Raw genomic sequence first — 19,025 nt, forward strand, 5'->3', positions numbered from 1 at the left:
CGAAACGTCGAGTTCCAGTTTAGGACTGAGGCTATAGTTCGATGTCGTGTGTCTTAAGCTCGAAGCCTTCGGATTTGTAGCGTTTATAGCGACCCCGCGCAGCGGCTTTGGACTGGTCGTCCGAGTCCACAATTTCGGCGATACGGGCGAAGTGATGATTGAACAAGGGAACCGTGCTGCCAACATTAATCAATACATCGTAATCCCGCTCAAGTACGTTCGGCGTGACGTCGTTGTGGACGCCGTAGTGAACTGTTGATAGTGGGGCCGGTTCGCTGATTGGGTCATGTGCTACAAAGCTGGCGTCGGAGAAGGACCACAATAACTGATCCAGCTGCGACGACTCCTGGGGCGAGTCGGTGATGATTAAAGCGCGTTGGTTCAGCCGCTGAAGCTTATTGGCTAAGCGGCTGGCCAGTTTAAATTTCGCCAAGTTCACCCGATTTGAAATCAGATAAAAATCCACCTGCTTCATACTGAGTTAGCCTCGGCTTAGCAGCGATCGATCAGATATTGAGTCAGAATCGGGACAGCTCGACCGGTTGCGCGTTTGCCGGCACTACCGCCCCAGGCGGTCCCTGCGATGTCTAAATGCGCCCAGCGAAATTTTTCCGTGAAATAGGAGAGGAAGCAGGCGGCCGTAATGGTGCCCGCACTCGGGCCACCGATGTTTGCCAGATCGGCATAGTCGCTTTTGAGTTGTTTTTTATAGGTTTCTTTTATCGGTAACTGCCAAGCGTGATCCAGGCTTTTGTCACCGGCAGCAAGCAGGTTGTCGATGACTTCCTGATCGTTACCCATGACACCACTGGTTTGGTGTCCAAGGGCGACAATCACTGCGCCCGTTAACGTCGCAATATCAATCACTGAAGCCGGTTTGTAGCGCTCAGCATAGGTCAGCGCGTCACACAGAATCAAGCGACCTTCCGCATCGGTGTTAAGAATTTCAATGGTTTGACCCGACATCGACGTCACCACATCGCCAGGTTTATTGGCCTGACCGTCTGGTAGGTTTTCCGAACTTGGCACGATGCCAACAACATTGATTGGTAACTCAAGCTCAGCCGCGGCTAGGACCGCACCGAAGACACTGGCTGCACCGCACATATCGTACTTCATCTCATCCATCTTGGCGGATGGCTTAATGGAAATGCCGCCGGCATCGAAAGTCAGACCTTTGCCGACCAGGACGTGCGGTGCGTCTTTGGCTTTCTTTGCGCCGCGATGTTCCATAATGATTAGTTTGGCTGGTTCACGACTGCCTTTGCTTACTGAGAGCAGTGAGCCCATGCCGAGTTCTTGCATTTGTTTTTCGGTTAAGACTTTAACCTTTAGTTCATGCGAGCGCCCGAGCTTCTTAGCTTGGCTTGCCAGAAAGCTTGGTGTGCAAACATTGCCGGGCATATTGCCAAGGTCGCGAGCCAAGGTTTTACCATTGTGGATTGCCAACCCGACCGCGGCGGCGTGTTTTGCGGTTGCCAGTTGCTTGCGATCATCACACCACATAGTGAGCTTAAATTCGGGTGTGGTTTTGGGACCTCGTGCGGCTTTGGGTTGTGGGATGTATTGATATTCGTGATCGCCAAATGCTTCAACCAGTTGACGACTGACTGTTTCAATATCGCTCTTAGCGATCAGTGCTTGCAGGTCGCAGAGCACCGATTCTGCTTTCAAGGCTTTCACTTTGCTTGCGAGACCGCTTAGAATCTCACGCACGGTTTCGGTATCGAGGTTTTTCTCGCTACCAACGCCAAGCGCCAGCAAGTGACCCGCCTGTAATCCGGCAGGAACACGGATGCTAGCAAGTTCGCCTTGGTCGGCAGAAAACTGGCCACTGGTTTGCAGCCGATCTAGCGCACCATCGGTCGCGGCATTGATCTCTGCCTGTTGGGACGCAATCTTTTTCAATGGTTTAAGCGCGACCACCAGGCAGTCGGTTTTCTGTTGTAAGTTTTTCGCTGCTTTTATCTGAATTTTCACGTCGGTTCCTTATCTAAATGTTTAGTCTTTCGCCAAATAATTAGTATTGCTTGTTACAATACGGCGCTGATGATAATTATAGCCTGAAAAACCCCATACTGAGAGTCCTCCGCTTCGCGCTTTTAACATGATAGTCAACAAAGCTTTTATTACCGAAGTATTGCGCACAGCGTTAGCGGTGACGTTTGTGATCATCAGCATCTTTCTGGTGATGCGAGTCATGGGGTTCTTGAGCCAAGCGGCGGAAGGAATTATTCCCGTTGGTGGCGTACTCAGCCTGGTAGTATTGAAAATGGTGTCCTACCTCGATGTCATGCTACCACTTATGTTTTACATCGCCCTGATCATGGTGCTGAACCGCTGGTATGCGGACCAGGAAATGGCAGTGCTTGCCAGCGCAGGGTTGGGTGTATTTCACTTTCTCCGCCCGCTGGGTGTGTTGATCTTCATTCTCGGTGGGTTGGTGGCGTTTTTTTCGTTCTATTTGACCCCGTTGTCACTGGCGCAGGGCTACAAACTCGAGCAGGAATTCAGGCAAAGCAGCGAAGTGTCTGGGGTTGTGACGGGGCGTTTCGTTGAAGCAAAAGACGGTAATGGTGTGTACTTCATCGAAGATTACAATCGTAAGACAGGAAACTATGAAAACGTCTTTGCGTACCGTGCATCATTTGAACGCGAAGGTGTGGTTGTTGCTAAAACGGCATACCGTATGGAAGACGAAAAAACACAGGACAATTTTCTGGTGTTGGTGAATGGTTCCCGTTATGAAGGCAACCCAGGTTCACCTGACTACCGCGTGGTCGACTTTGAGAAGTACGCAATTCGCATTGAACCGAAAAACCAAACTAAGATTTACTTGCCGATTCGATCTCGTCCCAATAATGAGTTAATTGAATCAGCAGACCCGAAACTTCGAAGCGAGTGGTATTGGCGCATCGCCAAGGTGTTTACGCTACCGATACTCGCCATATTCGCATTGGCCTTGAGTCATGTCGACTCGCGGCGCGGAAAATCAACCGGTATGGTACTCGCGTTCCTAGTCTATTTAACTTACACCAATATGTTGGGTTACACCGTCGCCCTGGTTAAAAAAGGCCAGGCCACGAGCGGCACGCCGATTTGGCTGGTGCACGCCGCGTATTTTGTTCTGGCGTGTTACTGTTTGTATCGGCGTAACTATAATCTGCCGCTGATCCCCGAGTTCCGTGTGCGTGCTGACAAATCGGAGGCGCTTTAAAATGCGCATACTCGATATGTACATCGGCAAGATTCTACTGCGGCACATAATGGTGACCATCGTGGTATTGCTTGGGCTTTTCACGTTCGTCAGTTTTATTGATGAATTGAGCGATTTAGATCGCGGCAGCTACGGAATCATGCAGATTCTACAGCACGTGGTACTCAGTATCCCCAAGACGCTTTATGAAGTGTTTCCGATGGCAGCGCTGATTGGCTCGATTCTCGGATTGTCGACCTTGGCACGTGATTCTGAGTTGATCGTGATGCGGGCTGCCGGTGTGTCTGTGCAACGGATCGTGTTTTCCGTGGTTAAGGTTGGGATTGTTCTTGCTGTGATTGCTATGATCATGGGCGAGGTGGTGTCGCCGTATACCGAAACTCGGGCGCTTGAGGTCAAAGCCGAATCGATTCAGAACAAAGGTGGCCGCAAAGGCAATTTCGGCGTGTGGATGCGCGATGATAATACGTACGTCAATATCGGTGAGGTGTTGCCGGATCTCACGCTGCTGAATATCAAAATTTTTGAGTTTGATAATCAAAATTATTTGCGCTTTCTGTCGACCGCGAAGCAGGGTGAGTACAACCAGGATAATCAACGCTGGGTCTTGAAGGGCCTGCGTCGTACCATGATTAATGATCAGAGCTCAGCTGCGGATGAAGTGAACGCAGCTTACTGGAGCACCGTGGTAGAACCGGAAATTCTACGCGTGTTTCAAACTAAAGCCGACCAATTGTCGATCTGGCAGCTTCGAAATTACATCGCGCACTTAAAGTCGAACAAGCAGGATACGTCAAGCTATGAGTTGACGTTCTGGTCCAAGATTGTAACGCCGTTTGCGACCTTGGTGATGTTGATTCTTGCGGTGCCCTTCGTGTTTAAAGAAGCCCGTAGCGGGAATCTTGGGCGCAGCTTGTTTTTCGGCATTATGATCGGGCTTGGGTTCTTTATTCTCAATCAGGCCTTTAGTTACTTTGTGACCCTGTTCAGTATTCCGCCGATGCTTGGTGCCGCCTTACCGACGATGCTGGTTTGCGGACTTAGTTTTGTCATGATACGACGAATAGTCTGACCTATTGCTGGCTCGGCTTATGATGCACTATTTGCGTGTTGCTCAGAATGTCGTGCCAGGCGCGCTGTCGTCGATTCAATAAAATCCAGGTGAAACCAAGACCTAAAGCCACCCAAGACAGGGCAGCAAAGACACAGCGCCTGATGGCCAAGGGCCAGTCAACAAACTTGCCGTCAGGTTTGATCAGATACAAATTCCAGGCTTTCATTCCTGGGGTCTGACCACCGTGTGTCCAAAACCAGCCAAAGTAGATGACGCTCACGGTAATTGCATTTGCGGCAACCAATAGCGTCCCAATTAACCTACCTGTATGGTTGAGCGTCGGTAAGGTTTCGCTCGTAGTCACGTGCATGAGTGCCTCTGGTGCGAGCACAAATTTAAATATTGCGGCGATTAGCGCCGAAGATAAAAAGACCAGGCTGAACAACAATAATCCGTCGTAAATCATGATCAACAGGCGTTTAAAGAATCCTACAGTTCGCATTGTCTGGCTCTCGGTCAGGTTAATATCTGGAAACGGGTGTTATCCACTGCTTAGGTGAGTTGTACACAGTTGTTAAAATCACGCCCAATTATTGCAGATTAATGAACTTATCTCGCAGTTTTGATCACAAAGGTTTTGTAACATATTGAAATATATCATTTATTTCAATTGATTAAAATTTAATCAATTGCGCTTATCTGTGATACTACGTGCGCCAGTCCAAGGTTGTTCACAAAGTTATCCACAGTTTTTGTGGATAACTGAACTGCCTTGCACCACCGCTGGCTGACTATACACAAAGCCGGTTTGCTGGCAAGTATAATCGCGTATCAAATGTGCGAGTTAATGAACCGAGTCATCGGTATCATTGTCAACTCAGGGCCAGTCGTGATTCTTGCGGATAGTCTCTAGATGGCGATTGAAGTTTTGTGACATGTTCGATAAATTGCTGTCTGGGGATCGTTAATTTAAACACCTCTAGCATAACCACATTTGGGCCGCTCGCAGCAGCGTGCAGGGATACCAAGACCTAACCTTCTTACACATTGGAGAGATATCATGGGTGAATCAACCTTTCACTACTTAGACAAAGCACTTTCTCAAGTTCGAGATCTCGGACTGATGCCGGAGAAGGTCGACGAAGCCCCTGTGGTCGCGCTGCTACAAAGGTTGACAGATATTGATGAGGCTAAGGTGGTGGCTATCGCACGCACGCTAACTCAAGCGTCAGTGTTTAACGAGATCGTGCGTGAGCAAGTATCTGAAATGCGCGTCGGTGAGCGCTACGAAAACATTACTGAGTCATTTAATTCGATTCGCGGCGATGCGAAACGGATGGTGGATCAGCTGGAAGATGGCAAGGTGGATACGTTTGAGCGCATCAATAATGTCTGGATGAAAGTGACCCGCGGCGACATTGCGTCACGTTTTGACGACATTAAAGAAACGTATTTGGAAGTCGCCGAAGATTCACGTGAGCAGATCGAGCGTGAACAGATCATCCTTGAGGCCTACCAGGACTTTCGCGGCGCGATTAAGCAGTCCGAAATCTTCGCGCTGGATGTACTGAAGCAAGCTGAAGCAATATGGAACACAGCTAAGGGCGCATTGGAACAGGCGAATACCACGGTTGAAAATTACGCTGGAGACGATATGACTGAGCGAGCCAAACTTGAATTGGCGCGTGATGAACGTATGCGTGACTTTCAGGATGCGGAAGATCGCTATCAGGTCGCTAAAGATATTTCTGATAATCTAACCGTGAGCTACAACACGTCTGAAGTCATTATGGCACGTCTCATGCAGACCAATAGCGCCAAACAACGTGTTTATAAGCAAGCCATCACGTTCTTCGGTACCAATGAATCAGTACTGACCGCGTTAACGGCATCGTTTACCGGTCTGTTTGGTCTGCATGAGAGCACTCAGACCTTAGAAGCCATGAAAGAGGGCGTTTCCAAGAGTCTAGAAGACTTGGCAGATATCGGCGGTAAAGTGCAGGAAGCCGCCGTTCGTGCCGGGTATGGACCAACAATTCGCGCCGACGCTGTTAAAAAACTGGTTGATTCGGTCGTTAATTTTCAGGAACGCTCACGTGAGATCATTGATGAGATGCGTGTTCTTTCGACCAAGAATGCGGAAGAAATTCGAGATTCGGTTGAGGATGGCAAGCAGCGCATGGCGAAAATAATTCAGCGTGGTGGCTCATTACCACTGGCACACAAATTTTAATTTATCGCCGACATAGGTTATTTGATTATGGCTGAAAAGCACGCCGCGGCACCATTGGAGGACATTATGGTGGCCATGGACGTGGTGGACAATCTGCGCCACCAACAGACCTTGGTTGACCGAGAACTTGATGTTGAATCGCGGCGCGAACGATTACTTGAGCGGTTGCGTACTATGTATGCCGCGCAAGGAATTGAGGTGCCGGATCATGTGTTGCAGGAGGGGATTGCCGCGCTCGAAGAAGAGCGCTTTAAATATGAACCAGTTCCCAGTAGTTGGCGAACCAAACTGGCGCATATTTGGATCAGTCGTGGTCGCTGGGGTAAGCCGGTAGGGTTTCTAGCTGTGGTTGGCGCGGTGTTCTACAGCGTTTATTTCGTGACCGACGTGTTGCCAGAGCGCAAGATGCTGGTCGGCTTGCCAACTCAGATTGAGCGGGTTGTCACTGAGATCAATCAAACAGCAAAAGACTCGACGGTGGCTTCTGATGCGCAGACGCTGGCCAGCAATGCAATGCGAGCGATTGACTCAGGTAATACCGACATCGCGCAGTCGATCTTGTCGAATCTCCAAGATCTGGAAGCGAAGTTGAAGCGCAGCTATGACATCCGAGTTGTGGCGCGACAGAATCAAAACTCTGGAATCTGGCGTCGACCGCCGAATAACGCCAAAGGGCGTAATTACTATTTGATTGTGGAAGCGATTGGCACTGACAAGCAGCCGGTGGAACTGCTGATTTTTAATCAAGAAAACAATCAGGCTAAGCGCACTAAAGTCTGGGGGCTGCGGGTCGACGAGGCAACATTCATGGCCGTTGCCGCGGACAAAAAAGACGACGGTATCATTCAAAATAATATTGTGGGGCGTAAACCGGTCGGGGTTCTGGAGCCTGAGTACCGAATTGCGACCAGCGGCGCAACCATCACGGAGTGGTAATATGTGGACGGGTCCCAGAGCACTGAGCTCGATTGATGAGAGCTTGCAATCCATCCGCAACGATGTGGTGCGACTTGACAATGAACTCAAACAGCTAACGCATCGACAGGGTGGGTTGCAGCGCCAGCGTGTTCAGTTGCTGAATGACATTGCGGAGGTCAGGCTGTCAGCTCTGGATGTTGGTGAGATAAAGGCAAATTTTCGCAGCGCGGATCAACAAGCATTGGATATCTTGTCACAGCGAGACCTGGCCATCACCGACATTGATGCTCGTGTTTCCCAGTGCCACCAGGCGGTGCAAGCTGCCGAATCACGCCGTCATGATTTGCTCGAGGCAGTGAATAAGAAGTCGCAAGCTTTGGCGGACATTGAGGCGGCTGTTCAATCTGAGTTGCAGGGTGATTCCGTTTACCAGGCGCAGTTGTCACAGGCTCGTCAAGCTGAGTCGATTGCCCAACAAGCGGCGCACAAAGTGGCGCAGGCACGCACCGATATGGCCGAAAAAGCCGAACCGTATCAGGCTGATAAGCTTTTTATGTATCTTTGGGAGCGTCATTTCGGTACCCCAGACTACTCGGCAAATTTGTTTGCTCGATTTATGGATTCTTGGGTTGCGCGTTTGATTGGCTTCGAACCGGCGCGCGTGGATTATTGGAATCTAACTGCGATCCCTGAACGTCTGTTGGCGCATGCAAATGGTGTGAAAGAAGCTGCGGAGATTGAGTTTGAGGCGGTCCAGGCGATCGAAAAGCAGCATCTAGACGCCGCTGGAGCAGAACAGGTTGAAGTGCAATTGCAAGCGTTGCGTACGTCGGTCGATGAACAAGATGATGAAATCGAAACGCTGGAAAGTGACTTAAATGCACTGATCTCGCAGCGTGATGCGTTTGTTACCGGCGCAGATGAATACATGCAGCGTTGTTTCGCGACACTACGTGATGCGATGGAGCAAGCAGACTTGGCGTCGGTTAACAGTTACGTTCGCGAAACCAGCTCATCTGTCGATGATGTGCGATTGGATGAAATTCACCGTGTGGATCGTCAACTGTCTGAGTTGAAAAGTGACCTGGAAGATGTGCGCGCGATGCATGAGCGCCGCCTAGACAAGCTCAAGGAACTCGAGAAGGTTCGGCGTGACTTCAAAAATTCACGCTTCGATGATGTTCGTTCAGGGTTTGACAATGAAGCGCTGATTGCAACCGTGTTAGGCCAGTTCATTCAGGGGCTGGTCTCAGGTTCTGATGTCTGGCGTGTCATACAACGTCATCAACGCTATCGAGATATTGGCGCCTCGCCCGATTTTGGCAGTGGCGGCTTAGGGCAGATTGGCGATATTTTGTCCGATGAGTTGCTGCGTGGAAGCCGGCGTTCTCGTCGCTCTCGGTCCACGTGGCACTGGCCAAAACCACGTCGTGGTGGTGGCGGATTTAACTTTCCTTCCAGAGGGGGCGGAAGTGGTGATGGCGGCGGATTTACTACCGGTGGTGGTTTTTGACGATCGAAAATTGCATAAAAAAAGCCGACCCGTTCGAGTCGGCTTTTTGCTTTACGCATCGGGTTGCTAGCCGCCAAAGTTGCTCGCTGCAAATTCCCAGTTGACCAATTCCCAGAAGTTTTTCAGATACTCTGGGCGGGCATTGCGGTAATCCACATAGTAAGCGTGCTCCCAAACATCCACGGTTAATAGTGGTGTGACGCTTGGGTCAGTGATTGGTGTGTCTGCATTGCTCGTGTTCACGATTTCCAGTGAGCCGTCAGCATTTTTCACCAGCCAAGTCCAGCCGGATCCAAAGTTACCCCCAGCACTGGCTGTGAATTTGTCTTTGAACTCAGCAAACGAGCCGAACTTGGCATTGATTGCATCGCCGAGTTCACCACTTGGTTCGCCGCCGCCGTTGGGGCTCAAGCTGTTCCAGTAGAACGTGTGGTTCCAGACTTGTGCGGCGTTGTTAAATAAGCCGCCTTCGCTACTGCGAATAATTTCCTCCAACGACTTGTCCGCATGGTCAGTGCCTTCAATCAAGCCATTTAAGTTATTTACATACGCTTGATGGTGCTTGCCATAATGATAGTCAATGGTTTCCGCAGAGATGCGTGGTGCAAGCGCGTCGCGCGAATAAGGTAGGGCTGGTAATTCAAATGACATTTAACACTCCTAAAATAATCGTCAAAAAACAAGGTTTTTATATGGCGATAGTTTGACCATAAACAAGTGTCGCGAGTGTATCACAGCGACAATCACGGCGAGATAAACATATGCTCAAATCTCTGCGCTGTATAATTTATATACGGCGTGCCATACAGCATCGATAAAATGTAATATACTTACATTATAGTTAGCGGTAAGCATCACAATTAATTCTTGTGGTGCGGTAATTCGCTTAAGGCGACAATGAATGAACACATACTTGGTTCACAATGAAAGATAATTACAAAATTAAGAACCTCAACCGAACTAAAATTATTGCAACCATCGGCCCTTCCTCATCAGAGGTCGCTGTGCTGGAAAAGTTAATCCTGAATGGCTGCAGTGTGTTTCGGATCAATTTTTCTCATGGCTCACACGAGTCACATGGTAAATCCATCGCGAACATCCGTGCCGCTGCGACCGAGCTCGGTCAAAACGTAGCCATACTGGGTGACTTGCAGGGCCCCAAAATTCGTATTGGCGCGATTCAAGGTGATTCGTTTCCGTTACACGAGGGACAGGAGTTGCTACTTGATTCCGATATTCCGGATGATGCTGGGAGTCCACAGGGTGTGAGCTATGTGTGTAATACCTTGGCAGAGAGCTGCGATCCCGGGCGTGTGCTGATGTTGGATGATGGTCGAGTGCAGCTGGAAGTGCAGTCGGTGGATGGGAACGCGATACGAACCAAAGTCATCGCGGGGAGTAAGCTCTCGTCACGCAAAGGCTTGAATTTGAAAGGTGGTGGTCTAGCTGAGGATGCGTTGACACCCAAAGATATGCACGACATGGCATTCGCTGCGCAGCAGGACCTGGAATACATCTGCGTGTCTTTCCCTGCGTGTGCGCAGGACATGCTGGATGCACGAGAAAAGTTAGATGCTTTGGGATGCAGTTCCAAACTCATCGCCAAACTAGAACGAGCTGAGGTGGTTGCCTCTGAGGCCATCATCGACGACATGATTAACAGCTGCGACGGTGTGATGGTCGCGCGTGGTGATTTGGCGGTAGAAGTTGGGTTTGAGGCGGTTACTTCGTATCAAAAGCAAATTATCGCGCGGTCACGCACGCTGAATAAGCCCGTTATCGTCGCCACGCAGATGATGGAAAGTATGATCGATAGTCCCGTGCCAACGCGCGCGGAGGTGTCCGATGTGGCGAATGCGGTATTTGATTACGCGGATGCGGTGATGTTGTCGGCGGAAACCGCTGTCGGTGAGTTTCCAGTTGAAGTTATTAAAACGATGTACGACGTCATCACTGCTACCGAGAAACACGCGTTAACGCAGGTGTCTAAGCACCGAGTTGAAATAGAGTTTCAGTATGTGGATGAATCCATCGCCATGGCGTCGATGTATCTAGCAAACCACTTTAAAGCTGTTAAGGCGATCGTATGTTTGACCGAGTCCGGTAGCACCGCGTTATGGATGTCACGCATTAAAACACATTTGCCATTGGTCGCGATTTCGCCGCGTCAGGATACGTTGAACCGTGTCGCTCTGTACAAGGGCGTGCGCCCGGCCCATTTACCGCGTGAGTCTGAGAACACAACTCGTTTAGAAGACGTTATCCAGTACGTGCGTAAGGCCGTGGACCTCGAGTCGGGTGACTATGTGGCGATTACCTATGGTGATGTGGTTGGTGTTGACGGTCACACCAACACGTTGAAAATCTTGCAAGTCCCATAAAACTCGTCTCTGTTGCTACCCCGTCGCTGGTGATCGGCTGACGGGGCGTGGTGTGGTGTATTCCTTTTGGTTTGCGCCACGTTAGGTTAAAAAAAACCGTGAAACCGTGAGCTCGGCGTATTGAATCTAGTGCGGAGTTACGTATAATCCCGCGATGGAAAATATCAAACAAGCTCTCACCTTTGATGACGTCCTGCTGGTGCCGGCAAAATCCGATGTGCTGCCCAGGGATGTTGACCTGTCAACTCAGCTTACCCAATCTATTCGACTCGGTATTCCCCTTTTATCGGCGGCAATGGACACCGTTACCGAAGCCCGTATGGCCATTTGCCTAGCGCAAGAAGGCGGATTGAGTATTGTCCATAAAAATATGAGTCCGGAGCTGCAAGCACGCAATGTCTCCAAGGTCAAAAAATTTGAAAGTGGTGTCATCAATGATCCCATTAAAGTTTCACCGGCCACCAGCATCGGTGAAGTAATTGCTCTGACGCGTAAACACAAGATATCCGGTGTGCCCGTCGTCGATGGCGATAATCTTGTGGGCATTGTCACCAGTCGAGATCTTCGGTTTGAGACGCGGTATGACGAACCCGTGTCAACGGCTATGACGCCTCGTGACAAGTTGGTGACGGTGAAAGAAGGCGCGAGTAAAGACGAAATTCAAGGCTTGTTACACGCGCACCGTATTGAAAAAGTGCTCGTGGTTGATGACGCTTTTCACCTCAAGGGATTGGTGACGGTCAAGGATATTCAAAAGTCGACCGACCACCCGAACGCATCTAAAGATAATAATGGTAATTTGCGTGTTGGTGCGGCGGTTGGCACCGGTGCCGATACGGAGACACGCGTACAATTACTGGCTCAGGCCGGCGTTGATGTCATTGTGGTGGATACTGCTCATGGTCACTCAGCTGGGGTTATTGAGACGGTTCGAAGAATTAAACAACAGTACCCCGAGATTCAAGTTGTCGGAGGTAATATCGCGACCGCGGCAGCAGCGCTGGATTTGGTTGCTGCTGGAGCGGACGCGGTGAAAGTCGGCATTGGCCCAGGCTCAATTTGTACCACGCGTATGGTGGCCGGTGTTGGGGTCCCGCAAATCACGGCGGTCTATGATGTTGCTCAGGCGTTGAAGGGCAAAAACATTCCATTAATTGCTGACGGTGGTCTGCGTTTTTCGGGCGATGTTGCCAAGGCCATTGCTGCTGGCGCCAGTTGTGTCATGGTCGGTGGTTTGTTGGCTGGCACTGACGAAGCGCCGGGTGAGATTGAGTTGTATCAGGGTCGGTCGTACAAGTCCTACCGTGGCATGGGGTCGATCGGTGCCATGGAGCAAGGATCTAAAGACCGCTATTTCCAATCCGATGAATCTGAGGTGCAGAAACTGGTGCCGGAAGGAATTGAAGGTCGCGTCCCGTACAAGGGGCCGGCTATCCACATCATCCATCAATTGATGGGTGGCCTGCGTTCCAGTATGGGGTACACGGGCAACGCAACCATGAGTGCAATGCGCAGCAACTGTGAATTTGTACAGATTACCAATGCCGGTGTCGCAGAGTCGCATGTGCACGACGTTACCATCACCAAAGAAGCGCCTAATTACCGGAGTTAAACCGTATTTCCGTCATGACTGACATTCACAACGACAAAATCCTTATTCTCGATTTCGGTTCACAGTACACTCAGCTGATTGCACGACGCATTCGCGAATTGGGTGTGTATTGCGAAATATGGGCGTATGACAACCCCATCAGCGCGATCCGAGACTTCGCGCCTAAAGGTCTGATTTTGTCAGGTGGTCCGTCTACAGTGACTGAAGAACATACGCCACGACCACCTAAAGAAGTCTTCGATCTCGGTATTCCTGTGCTGGGCATCTGCTATGGTCTTCAATGCATGGCCGCGATGCTCGGTGGTGAGGTATCGACCTCAGACAAGCGTGAATTTGGACACGCTGAAGTGGATGTTTGCGAAGCGAATAGCCTGATCGTTGAAACGCGCCAGAGCGTGTGGATGAGTCATGGTGATAAAGTGACCGAATTACCTGAAGGGTTCACGGTGATCGGAAAGTCGAATAATGCGCCGTTGTGCGCAATCGCGGATGAGTCGCGCCGTTTCTACGGCGTACAATTCCACCCTGAGGTCACGCACAGTGAGTTTGGCGAGCAAATTCTGAGTCGTTTCGTGCATCAGATTTGCGATTGTGGGCGCGACTGGTCAGCCAGTAACATAATTCAAGATTGTATCGAGTCCGCGCGCGCCCAAGTTGGCGACGACCACGTCATACTGGGTTTATCGGGTGGTGTGGATTCTTCGGTTGTGGCTGCATTGCTGCACGAAGCGATTGGTGATCAGTTGACCTGTATTTTCGTAGACAACGGCTTGTTGCGCAAAAACGAAGGCGACCAAGTTATGGAAACCTTTGCTGAGAACATGGGCGTTCGCGTTATTCGAGTGGACGCCGAAGACCGTTTTCTGTCAGAGCTGGCTGGGGTAAACGACCCTGAAGCAAAGCGCAAAATCATCGGCCGCGTTTTCGTTGAAATCTTCGAGGAAGAATCGAAAAAAATCGACAATGCCAAGTGGCTCGCTCAAGGCACAATTTATCCCGATGTGATCGAATCTGCGGCTTCTAAAACTGGCAAAGCTCAGGTAATTAAGTCCCATCATAACGTTGGCGGCTTACCGGAAGGCATGGAACTCAAGTTGCTGGAGCCACTGCGAGAATTGTTCAAGGACGAAGTGCGTCGTATCGGTTTGGAATTAGGGTTGCCAGCAAAAATGATTCATCGCCATCCATTCCCTGGGCCTGGCTTGGGTGTGCGCATTTTGGGTGAAGTGAAGAAGGAATATGCCGACGTGCTGCGAGAAGCGGATGCGATTTTTATGGCTGAACTGTACGCCACCGGCTGGTACGAAAAAACCAGTCAGGCTTTCGCGGTGTTCTTGCCGGTGAAGTCGGTTGGCGTCGTCGGTGATAACCGCTCATATGATTATGTGATCGCGTTACGCGCGGTGCAAACCGTGGACTTTATGACTGCGACTTGGGCCCCAATTCCTTACGATATTTTGGCGAATATCTCCAGCCGAATTATCAATGAAGTCCGTGGCATCAGCCGCGTGACCTACGACATCTCAGGGAAACCACCGGCCACGATCGAGTGGGAGTAGGTGGTTTTTAAGCCAGTAAGATAGCTTAATCTGCGTACTGGTCGCTTACCCGATGAATCGTACGAACTTGGTTTAATCAATACTATCGAGGATCTTCACTGATCCCACGGGTGGTACGAACGACGCGAGGCTCTATGTGAACGGTCACAAACTAGCATATCGAGCTGAAATAGATGGCCTTAGAGCCATAGCGGTCGTCAGCGTGATTTTGTATCACGCTCAACTCCCGGTCTGGTCTCGCGACTGGTTTACAGGTGGATACGTCGGCGTTGATATTTTCTTCGTCATCAGTGGCTACCTTATTTCCCGTATTATTTTTGCGGAGTTGTGCGAAAAAGGATCGTTCAGTTGGTTAAACTTTTACGAACGGCGGGCACGACGGATCATGCCCATGCTGCTTGCGGTGATTCTCGTCTCGATTCCATTTGCTTGGCTTCGATTACTACCTGCTGACATAGTTGATTACGCTGACAGTGTGTTGGCCTCTTTGTTCTTCACCTCGAACATCTACTTTTTTTTTAATACGACCGAATATGGTGCAGATAGTTCGTTGTTGAAGCCCTTGCTGCATACCTGGAGCTTAGGAATTGAAGAGCAGTTCTACGTGTTATTCCCCTTGCTCGCTGTGGCTCTGTTCAGGTTTGGTAAGCGATATCTACTTGGCGCATTCGTGTTTTTGAGTTTGGCAAGCTTATGTTTCGCTGAGCTGACAGGGCCAAATAACGCGGACCTGAATTTTTATCTTCCGTTTAGTCGTTTTTGGGAGTTGGCGGTCGGTGCTCTGTTGGCATTTAGTGATGTGTTTTATCGCTTCTCGATTAATGCCTTAACGCGTAGTGTGATGACTGCTGTCGGGTTGAGTTTAATTGGTTTCAGCATTGTGAGTTTTGACGGTGCGACGCCGCACCCTGGAATCTACACATTGGTTCCGGTTACCGGTGTGGCCATGGTTATTGGATTCGCCTCAGCCGGAGAACCAATCGGACGGACATTGGGTAATAAGATGTTAGTCGGTATCGGACTAATTAGTTATTCTGCGTACCTATGGCATTTTCCAATATTTGCATTTTCTCGTCTCGCCGATGGTGACCCAAGTAGGTTGGATAAACTGCTGTGGATTGCACTTACCTTTATTCTGTCGATACTCTCGTATTTTGTAATCGAAACACCGTTTCGAAGTCGCCAACAAATTCGCTCTCGGACCATGTGGTGGGTGATGCTTGTTGCGGTTGCGATGGTGTCGGCATTGATGTGTTACATCAAATACACAGACGGGGTCTGGTCTCGATACACCAAGAGTGAACAACTGATCATTCAAGGGTTTAACGTTGAAGAGTATCGCGCTCTGGTTCATCCGACGGGTCAGGTGGGCGCTAGGTTGAGAAATGGTACGGTCACCGACCGATGCAATATGCGAATACCAGAGCAAGCATGCCGATTTGGCGATGAGCGGGTTGTTTACTTGGGTGATAGTTTTGTCGGTCACTATGAGCGAGCATTTATTGATACTTTGGGGCTGGGGTTTATTTCACTCACTTATGAGCAATGTCCCTTTGTGTCCGAGCATCTTTGGTTTGGGAATTTTGCTGAGTGTCCATTGGTTAACGAGCAGCGCAAAGCACTCATTTTAGGTTTAGGTTCGCCTAAAATCTTCGTCATTTCCGTCAATGAAGGCCAATTTCGAGTTCCCAAACAACGTACCGAAAGTCCGCTCGAGGATGCACGAAAGCGGCGTCGGCAGGGGCGGCAGCTCGATTCATCGGTCGCTTGGTCATCCTATTTTGAACACATCCGCTGGTTGACCAGTTTGGGGCACAAAGTGGTGTTGATACGAACCATTCCAAAGCCAACCTTGGATGGGGGGAAATGGTTGGCTGAAAACCTTCAGTATGTGCAAAACATGGACTTTCCGGCTGTGTATAACAACACCGATCCGGCCGCACTCCTGCGCCAGGACGCACTTCGGTATCCCGAATTTGATAGCGATTCGGTTTTGGTTGTGGACCCGGTAGCGGCGCTGTGTGATCTCGAGCAAAATCGTTGTCTGGATGTAAAACAGGACTATGGACCGCTCTACAACGGCGGTCGACATTTGTCCTACTTGGGCGCCGCTCTCGTGGCACAGATGGTCGACTTTACACTTCGTGAACGAGGTTGGATTCAGTAACCTGCATTCACGGTGCTCACCCAAACCAACGATAACGCCGAACAAGTAATATCGTCGTCACGAGAGCTAGGTTAACCGCGGTGATTGCATATGGAAACTCGATTAAGAATTGCGTTGCCTGGGTCATCGCACCGGTGAAGTCGAATTGACTTAGTAGCAAAGCCTGCAATACCAGCATGACCGCAGCGATCGAGGTTATTACAAACATCCTTAGGCGGTAACTGGATCTGGCACTGGCATTTGCGTAGCTTATTTCGCTGAGTACAGCGAATGCCAACAAGTCTGAATTGGTATGCGCGTGGCGTTGTGTGCGTTCGTTTGCCAAAATGGATTCGATGTCAGTCATGATGAGTGTCTCGTAGTTTGCGCATGGCACGGCTTAAGCGGGATTTCACCGTACCGGAATTTACACCGGTGTGCTCGCTGATTTCGTCTATGCTGAATTCGTATACGTAGCGCAGAACAAACAGCACACGGTCTTCTGCCCCCAAAGGTTTAATCAGCGAGAAGAATGCATGCGAGTCGCGGTAGCTTGGATCAAAGATAGGCTCTGCTGCGTGCGCTAGCGGCTGATAGCGCTGCTCGATGCCGATTAAGTCACGAAAACAATTTGTGGCAATTCCGGTGAGCCAATTACGGAATCGATATTCGTTATTTTGGTGTCGTAGACGGTGCTGTTTGTCGTAGCTTGGCAGATATTTGAACGCACGTAAGAATGTTTGTTGCGAGAGGTCTTCAGCCAGACTCGCATTGCCGCCCGTTAATCGGAGCCCATATCCGAACAAGTAATCCGCATAGCGTTTAACCAGTGCCCCAAAATGGTGGTTGCCCTCACTGAGTGTGCGAGCAACCAGTGTGTCGTCAGAAAGCATCAACTAGGCCTGGTCAGAACGGGTCGCAGCGGCACTCAAATGCTTACCAAATAGCCCATATGCCGCAATTGATGCGCCAATACAAAGTACCAGTAAGCCTGCACCAAAAATAACTGATCCAAGTGCCACTTTGCCTAGCAACGCAATACCCAGTCCGGTGCCGGTGGTGATCAAACCGGAGCGCACGTCGTTGCGCGGGCCTTTCTTCTTGTAGCCCGGTATGCCACTCAGAGTTTGTTCGTCCAATGTCTGACCGCTCTCGATCATGCTCTTTAGCGTGTCGTGAAAGCGGGCCTCGCTGCGACTCTCAAAGCCAAAAATAATGGGTAACAGTACCAGCGGAAACAGTAAACCGAGTATTGCGATGACAAATGGAAAGTATTCCATGGAGATACCTTTAAAGTTGGTTAGTTGTTATATGCTATACCTCAGTTATTCGCAAAACGTTGCCTGTTTCTGATTTTTTTTTGGGTGGCTAAATTAATAAGGGTTTAGAGAGTGTTGGCAACGGCCCCAGAATGCTAAGATTCCGCCAAATACTCTGCAAACCATTGCGTCGTCAGGGACAGCGCTTAGGCCATTGAATCACAACACCCAACCACAATTACTTCGACGCCAGTCAGGATTTACGCTCATTGAGATCATGGTGGTCGTGATGATCATCGCTGTGGTCTCGGTTTCGGTTGCCTTGAGTTTTGGACGTTCGACGGATCGGACCGCGCGTTTAGAAGCGGATCGCTTCATGGCGGTGATTAATGAGGTGCGTGATGAGGCGGTCATCGCAGGTACGGGTTATTTGTTGAATATGGATGAAAAGTCGCACACCTATTCCTTTGAATCCACACGCAGTGGGGCACCGGCAAGTGTCGGTGATGACTTGTTCCGCGCGCGCTCCATTGGCGACGAAGTTGAAATTGAATGGACGGTACTCGAAATTCTGGAAGAAGATTCGAATGTGGCGCCTAAGGTTTATATCACCTCATTGGGCGAGTTAACGCCGTTTGAGTTACGCTTGAGCGGCGATAACACAGACTACATTGTGCGCGTGAACGACGAAGGCATGCTCGAGCGTCAAGAGAAAGCGCAGCTGGGATTTCGGTGATCACGCGATGAGAACGATGACACACCGTGAGTCTGGGTTCACATTGCTCGAGGTCATGATTGCGCTGATCTTCGTATCGCTGGGTATCGCCACCGTCATTGAGGTGACATCGCAGCATGTGATGAATCTAAGTGAATTGGAAAAACGGGCTATGGCTGGCTGGGTGGCCAGCAACAAAGTGGCCGAAATTCAATACGAGGCGAAAACCAGTAAAGTCCGTACTGGGAATAAAAATGATCGCGTTAAAATGGGCGGTATGCGTTGGCGTACGCGCGCCAAGATTGAAAAAACTGAGATCGAGCGCGTGTTTATGCTCACCGTTGAGGTGCGTGATGACGAAGATGTGGACCGGGGATTGTATGCACAAGTAACCACTGCGATTACGGAGAGCAACTAA

At 50.0% G+C, this 19,025-nt stretch carries 18 protein-coding genes; 11 read left to right on the forward strand and 7 right to left on the reverse strand.

Annotated elements, in window-relative coordinates:
• Positions 1-31 precede the first annotated feature (31 nt).
• Both IE055_RS09310 and IE055_RS09315 read right to left on the reverse strand, forming a co-directional pair.
• Positions 32-475: a DNA polymerase III subunit chi gene (locus IE055_RS09310; protein WP_189400061.1), complete on the reverse strand. Its 444-nt coding sequence runs from the start codon at positions 473-475 to the stop codon at positions 32-34.
• Between the two features lie 17 nt (positions 476-492).
• Positions 493-1,980 carry a leucyl aminopeptidase gene (locus IE055_RS09315; protein ID WP_229794217.1) on the reverse strand — a complete coding sequence of 496 codons (1,488 nt, stop codon included), beginning with the start codon at positions 1,978-1,980 and terminating at the stop codon, positions 493-495.
• Positions 1,981-2,107: 127 nt separating this feature from the next.
• Here IE055_RS09315 and lptF point away from each other — a divergent pair, with 127 nt between their 5' ends.
• Positions 2,108-3,217, forward strand: coding sequence for an LPS export ABC transporter permease LptF (gene lptF, locus IE055_RS09320; RefSeq protein ID WP_189400062.1), 1,110 nt, complete (start codon positions 2,108-2,110; stop codon positions 3,215-3,217).
• Position 3,218: 1 nt separating this feature from the next.
• Complete coding sequence (lptG, locus tag IE055_RS09325) at positions 3,219-4,289, forward strand: LPS export ABC transporter permease LptG (RefSeq protein ID WP_189400065.1); 1,071 nt, start codon at positions 3,219-3,221, stop codon at positions 4,287-4,289.
• A gap of 1 nt (position 4,290) precedes the next feature.
• On the opposite strand, the gene IE055_RS09330 is transcribed toward lptG, so the two are convergent.
• Positions 4,291-4,773, reverse strand: a complete 483-nt coding sequence (locus IE055_RS09330; RefSeq protein ID WP_189400067.1) for an RDD family protein — start codon at positions 4,771-4,773, stop codon at positions 4,291-4,293.
• Positions 4,774-5,331: 558 nt separating this feature from the next.
• Between IE055_RS09330 and IE055_RS09335 the strand changes: the two genes are divergently transcribed.
• The 3 genes from IE055_RS09335 to IE055_RS09345 are packed head-to-tail and all read left to right on the forward strand — an operon-like array spanning position 5,332 to position 8,935.
• Entirely contained in the window at positions 5,332-6,504 is a 1,173-nt protein-coding gene (locus IE055_RS09335) for a cell surface protein (protein ID WP_189400069.1), read from the forward strand.
• Between the two features lie 27 nt (positions 6,505-6,531).
• The gene (locus tag IE055_RS09340) at positions 6,532-7,440 is read left to right on the forward strand and encodes a DUF6384 family protein (RefSeq protein ID WP_189400071.1); all 909 of its coding nucleotides are present in this window, start codon (positions 6,532-6,534) and stop codon (positions 7,438-7,440) included.
• A gap of 1 nt (position 7,441) precedes the next feature.
• Positions 7,442-8,935, forward strand: a complete 1,494-nt coding sequence (locus tag IE055_RS09345) for a coiled-coil domain-containing protein (RefSeq protein ID WP_189400073.1) — start codon at positions 7,442-7,444, stop codon at positions 8,933-8,935.
• Positions 8,936-9,001: 66 nt separating this feature from the next.
• On the opposite strand, the gene sodB is transcribed toward IE055_RS09345, so the two are convergent.
• A complete protein-coding gene (sodB, locus tag IE055_RS09350) occupies positions 9,002-9,586 on the reverse strand; it encodes a superoxide dismutase [Fe] (RefSeq protein ID WP_189400075.1) in 585 nt (194 codons plus the stop codon).
• 272 nt (positions 9,587-9,858) lie between these two features.
• Here sodB and pyk point away from each other — a divergent pair, with 272 nt between their 5' ends.
• The 4 genes from pyk (at position 9,859) to IE055_RS09370 (ending at position 16,654) form a co-directional block, all read left to right on the forward strand.
• Complete coding sequence (pyk, locus tag IE055_RS09355; RefSeq protein ID WP_189400077.1) at positions 9,859-11,316, forward strand: pyruvate kinase; 1,458 nt, start codon at positions 9,859-9,861, stop codon at positions 11,314-11,316.
• Between the two features lie 154 nt (positions 11,317-11,470).
• Positions 11,471-12,928 (forward strand): IMP dehydrogenase, encoded by a 1,458-nt coding sequence (guaB, locus tag IE055_RS09360; RefSeq protein ID WP_189400079.1) that lies wholly within the window; start codon positions 11,471-11,473, stop codon positions 12,926-12,928.
• A gap of 14 nt (positions 12,929-12,942) precedes the next feature.
• On the forward strand, positions 12,943-14,487 hold the full coding sequence (gene guaA / locus IE055_RS09365) for a glutamine-hydrolyzing GMP synthase (RefSeq protein WP_189400081.1): 1,545 nt from the start codon (positions 12,943-12,945) through the stop codon (positions 14,485-14,487).
• 136 nt (positions 14,488-14,623) lie between these two features.
• The gene (locus tag IE055_RS09370) at positions 14,624-16,654 is read left to right on the forward strand and encodes an acyltransferase family protein (protein ID WP_189400082.1); all 2,031 of its coding nucleotides are present in this window, start codon (positions 14,624-14,626) and stop codon (positions 16,652-16,654) included.
• Positions 16,655-16,670: 16 nt separating this feature from the next.
• Here the strand turns inward: IE055_RS09370 and IE055_RS09375 are convergent, their stop codons facing one another.
• Genes IE055_RS09375 through IE055_RS09385 form a run of 3 tightly spaced genes read right to left on the reverse strand, consistent with a single transcriptional unit; the run spans position 16,671 to position 17,913 of the window.
• Positions 16,671-17,000, reverse strand: coding sequence for a hypothetical protein (locus tag IE055_RS09375; protein WP_189400084.1), 330 nt, complete (start codon positions 16,998-17,000; stop codon positions 16,671-16,673).
• Positions 16,993-17,526: an RNA polymerase sigma factor gene (locus IE055_RS09380; protein ID WP_189400086.1), complete on the reverse strand. Its 534-nt coding sequence runs from the start codon at positions 17,524-17,526 to the stop codon at positions 16,993-16,995. Before IE055_RS09380 ends, IE055_RS09375 begins: the two co-directional genes overlap by 8 nt.
• Positions 17,527-17,529: 3 nt before the next feature.
• Positions 17,530-17,913 carry a DUF6249 domain-containing protein gene (locus tag IE055_RS09385; protein WP_189400088.1) on the reverse strand — a complete coding sequence of 128 codons (384 nt, stop codon included), beginning with the start codon at positions 17,911-17,913 and terminating at the stop codon, positions 17,530-17,532.
• A gap of 193 nt (positions 17,914-18,106) precedes the next feature.
• Here IE055_RS09385 and gspH point away from each other — a divergent pair, with 193 nt between their 5' ends.
• Positions 18,107-18,628 carry a type II secretion system minor pseudopilin GspH gene (gspH, locus tag IE055_RS09390; RefSeq protein ID WP_189400090.1) on the forward strand — a complete coding sequence of 174 codons (522 nt, stop codon included), beginning with the start codon at positions 18,107-18,109 and terminating at the stop codon, positions 18,626-18,628.
• A 7-nt stretch (positions 18,629-18,635) separates the two neighbouring features.
• Positions 18,636-19,025 (forward strand): type II secretion system minor pseudopilin GspI, encoded by a 390-nt coding sequence (gspI, locus tag IE055_RS09395; RefSeq protein ID WP_189400092.1) that lies wholly within the window; start codon positions 18,636-18,638, stop codon positions 19,023-19,025.

The organism is Arenicella chitinivorans (assembly GCF_014651515.1).
Lineage (GTDB): Bacteria > Pseudomonadota > Gammaproteobacteria > Arenicellales > Arenicellaceae > Arenicella > Arenicella chitinivorans.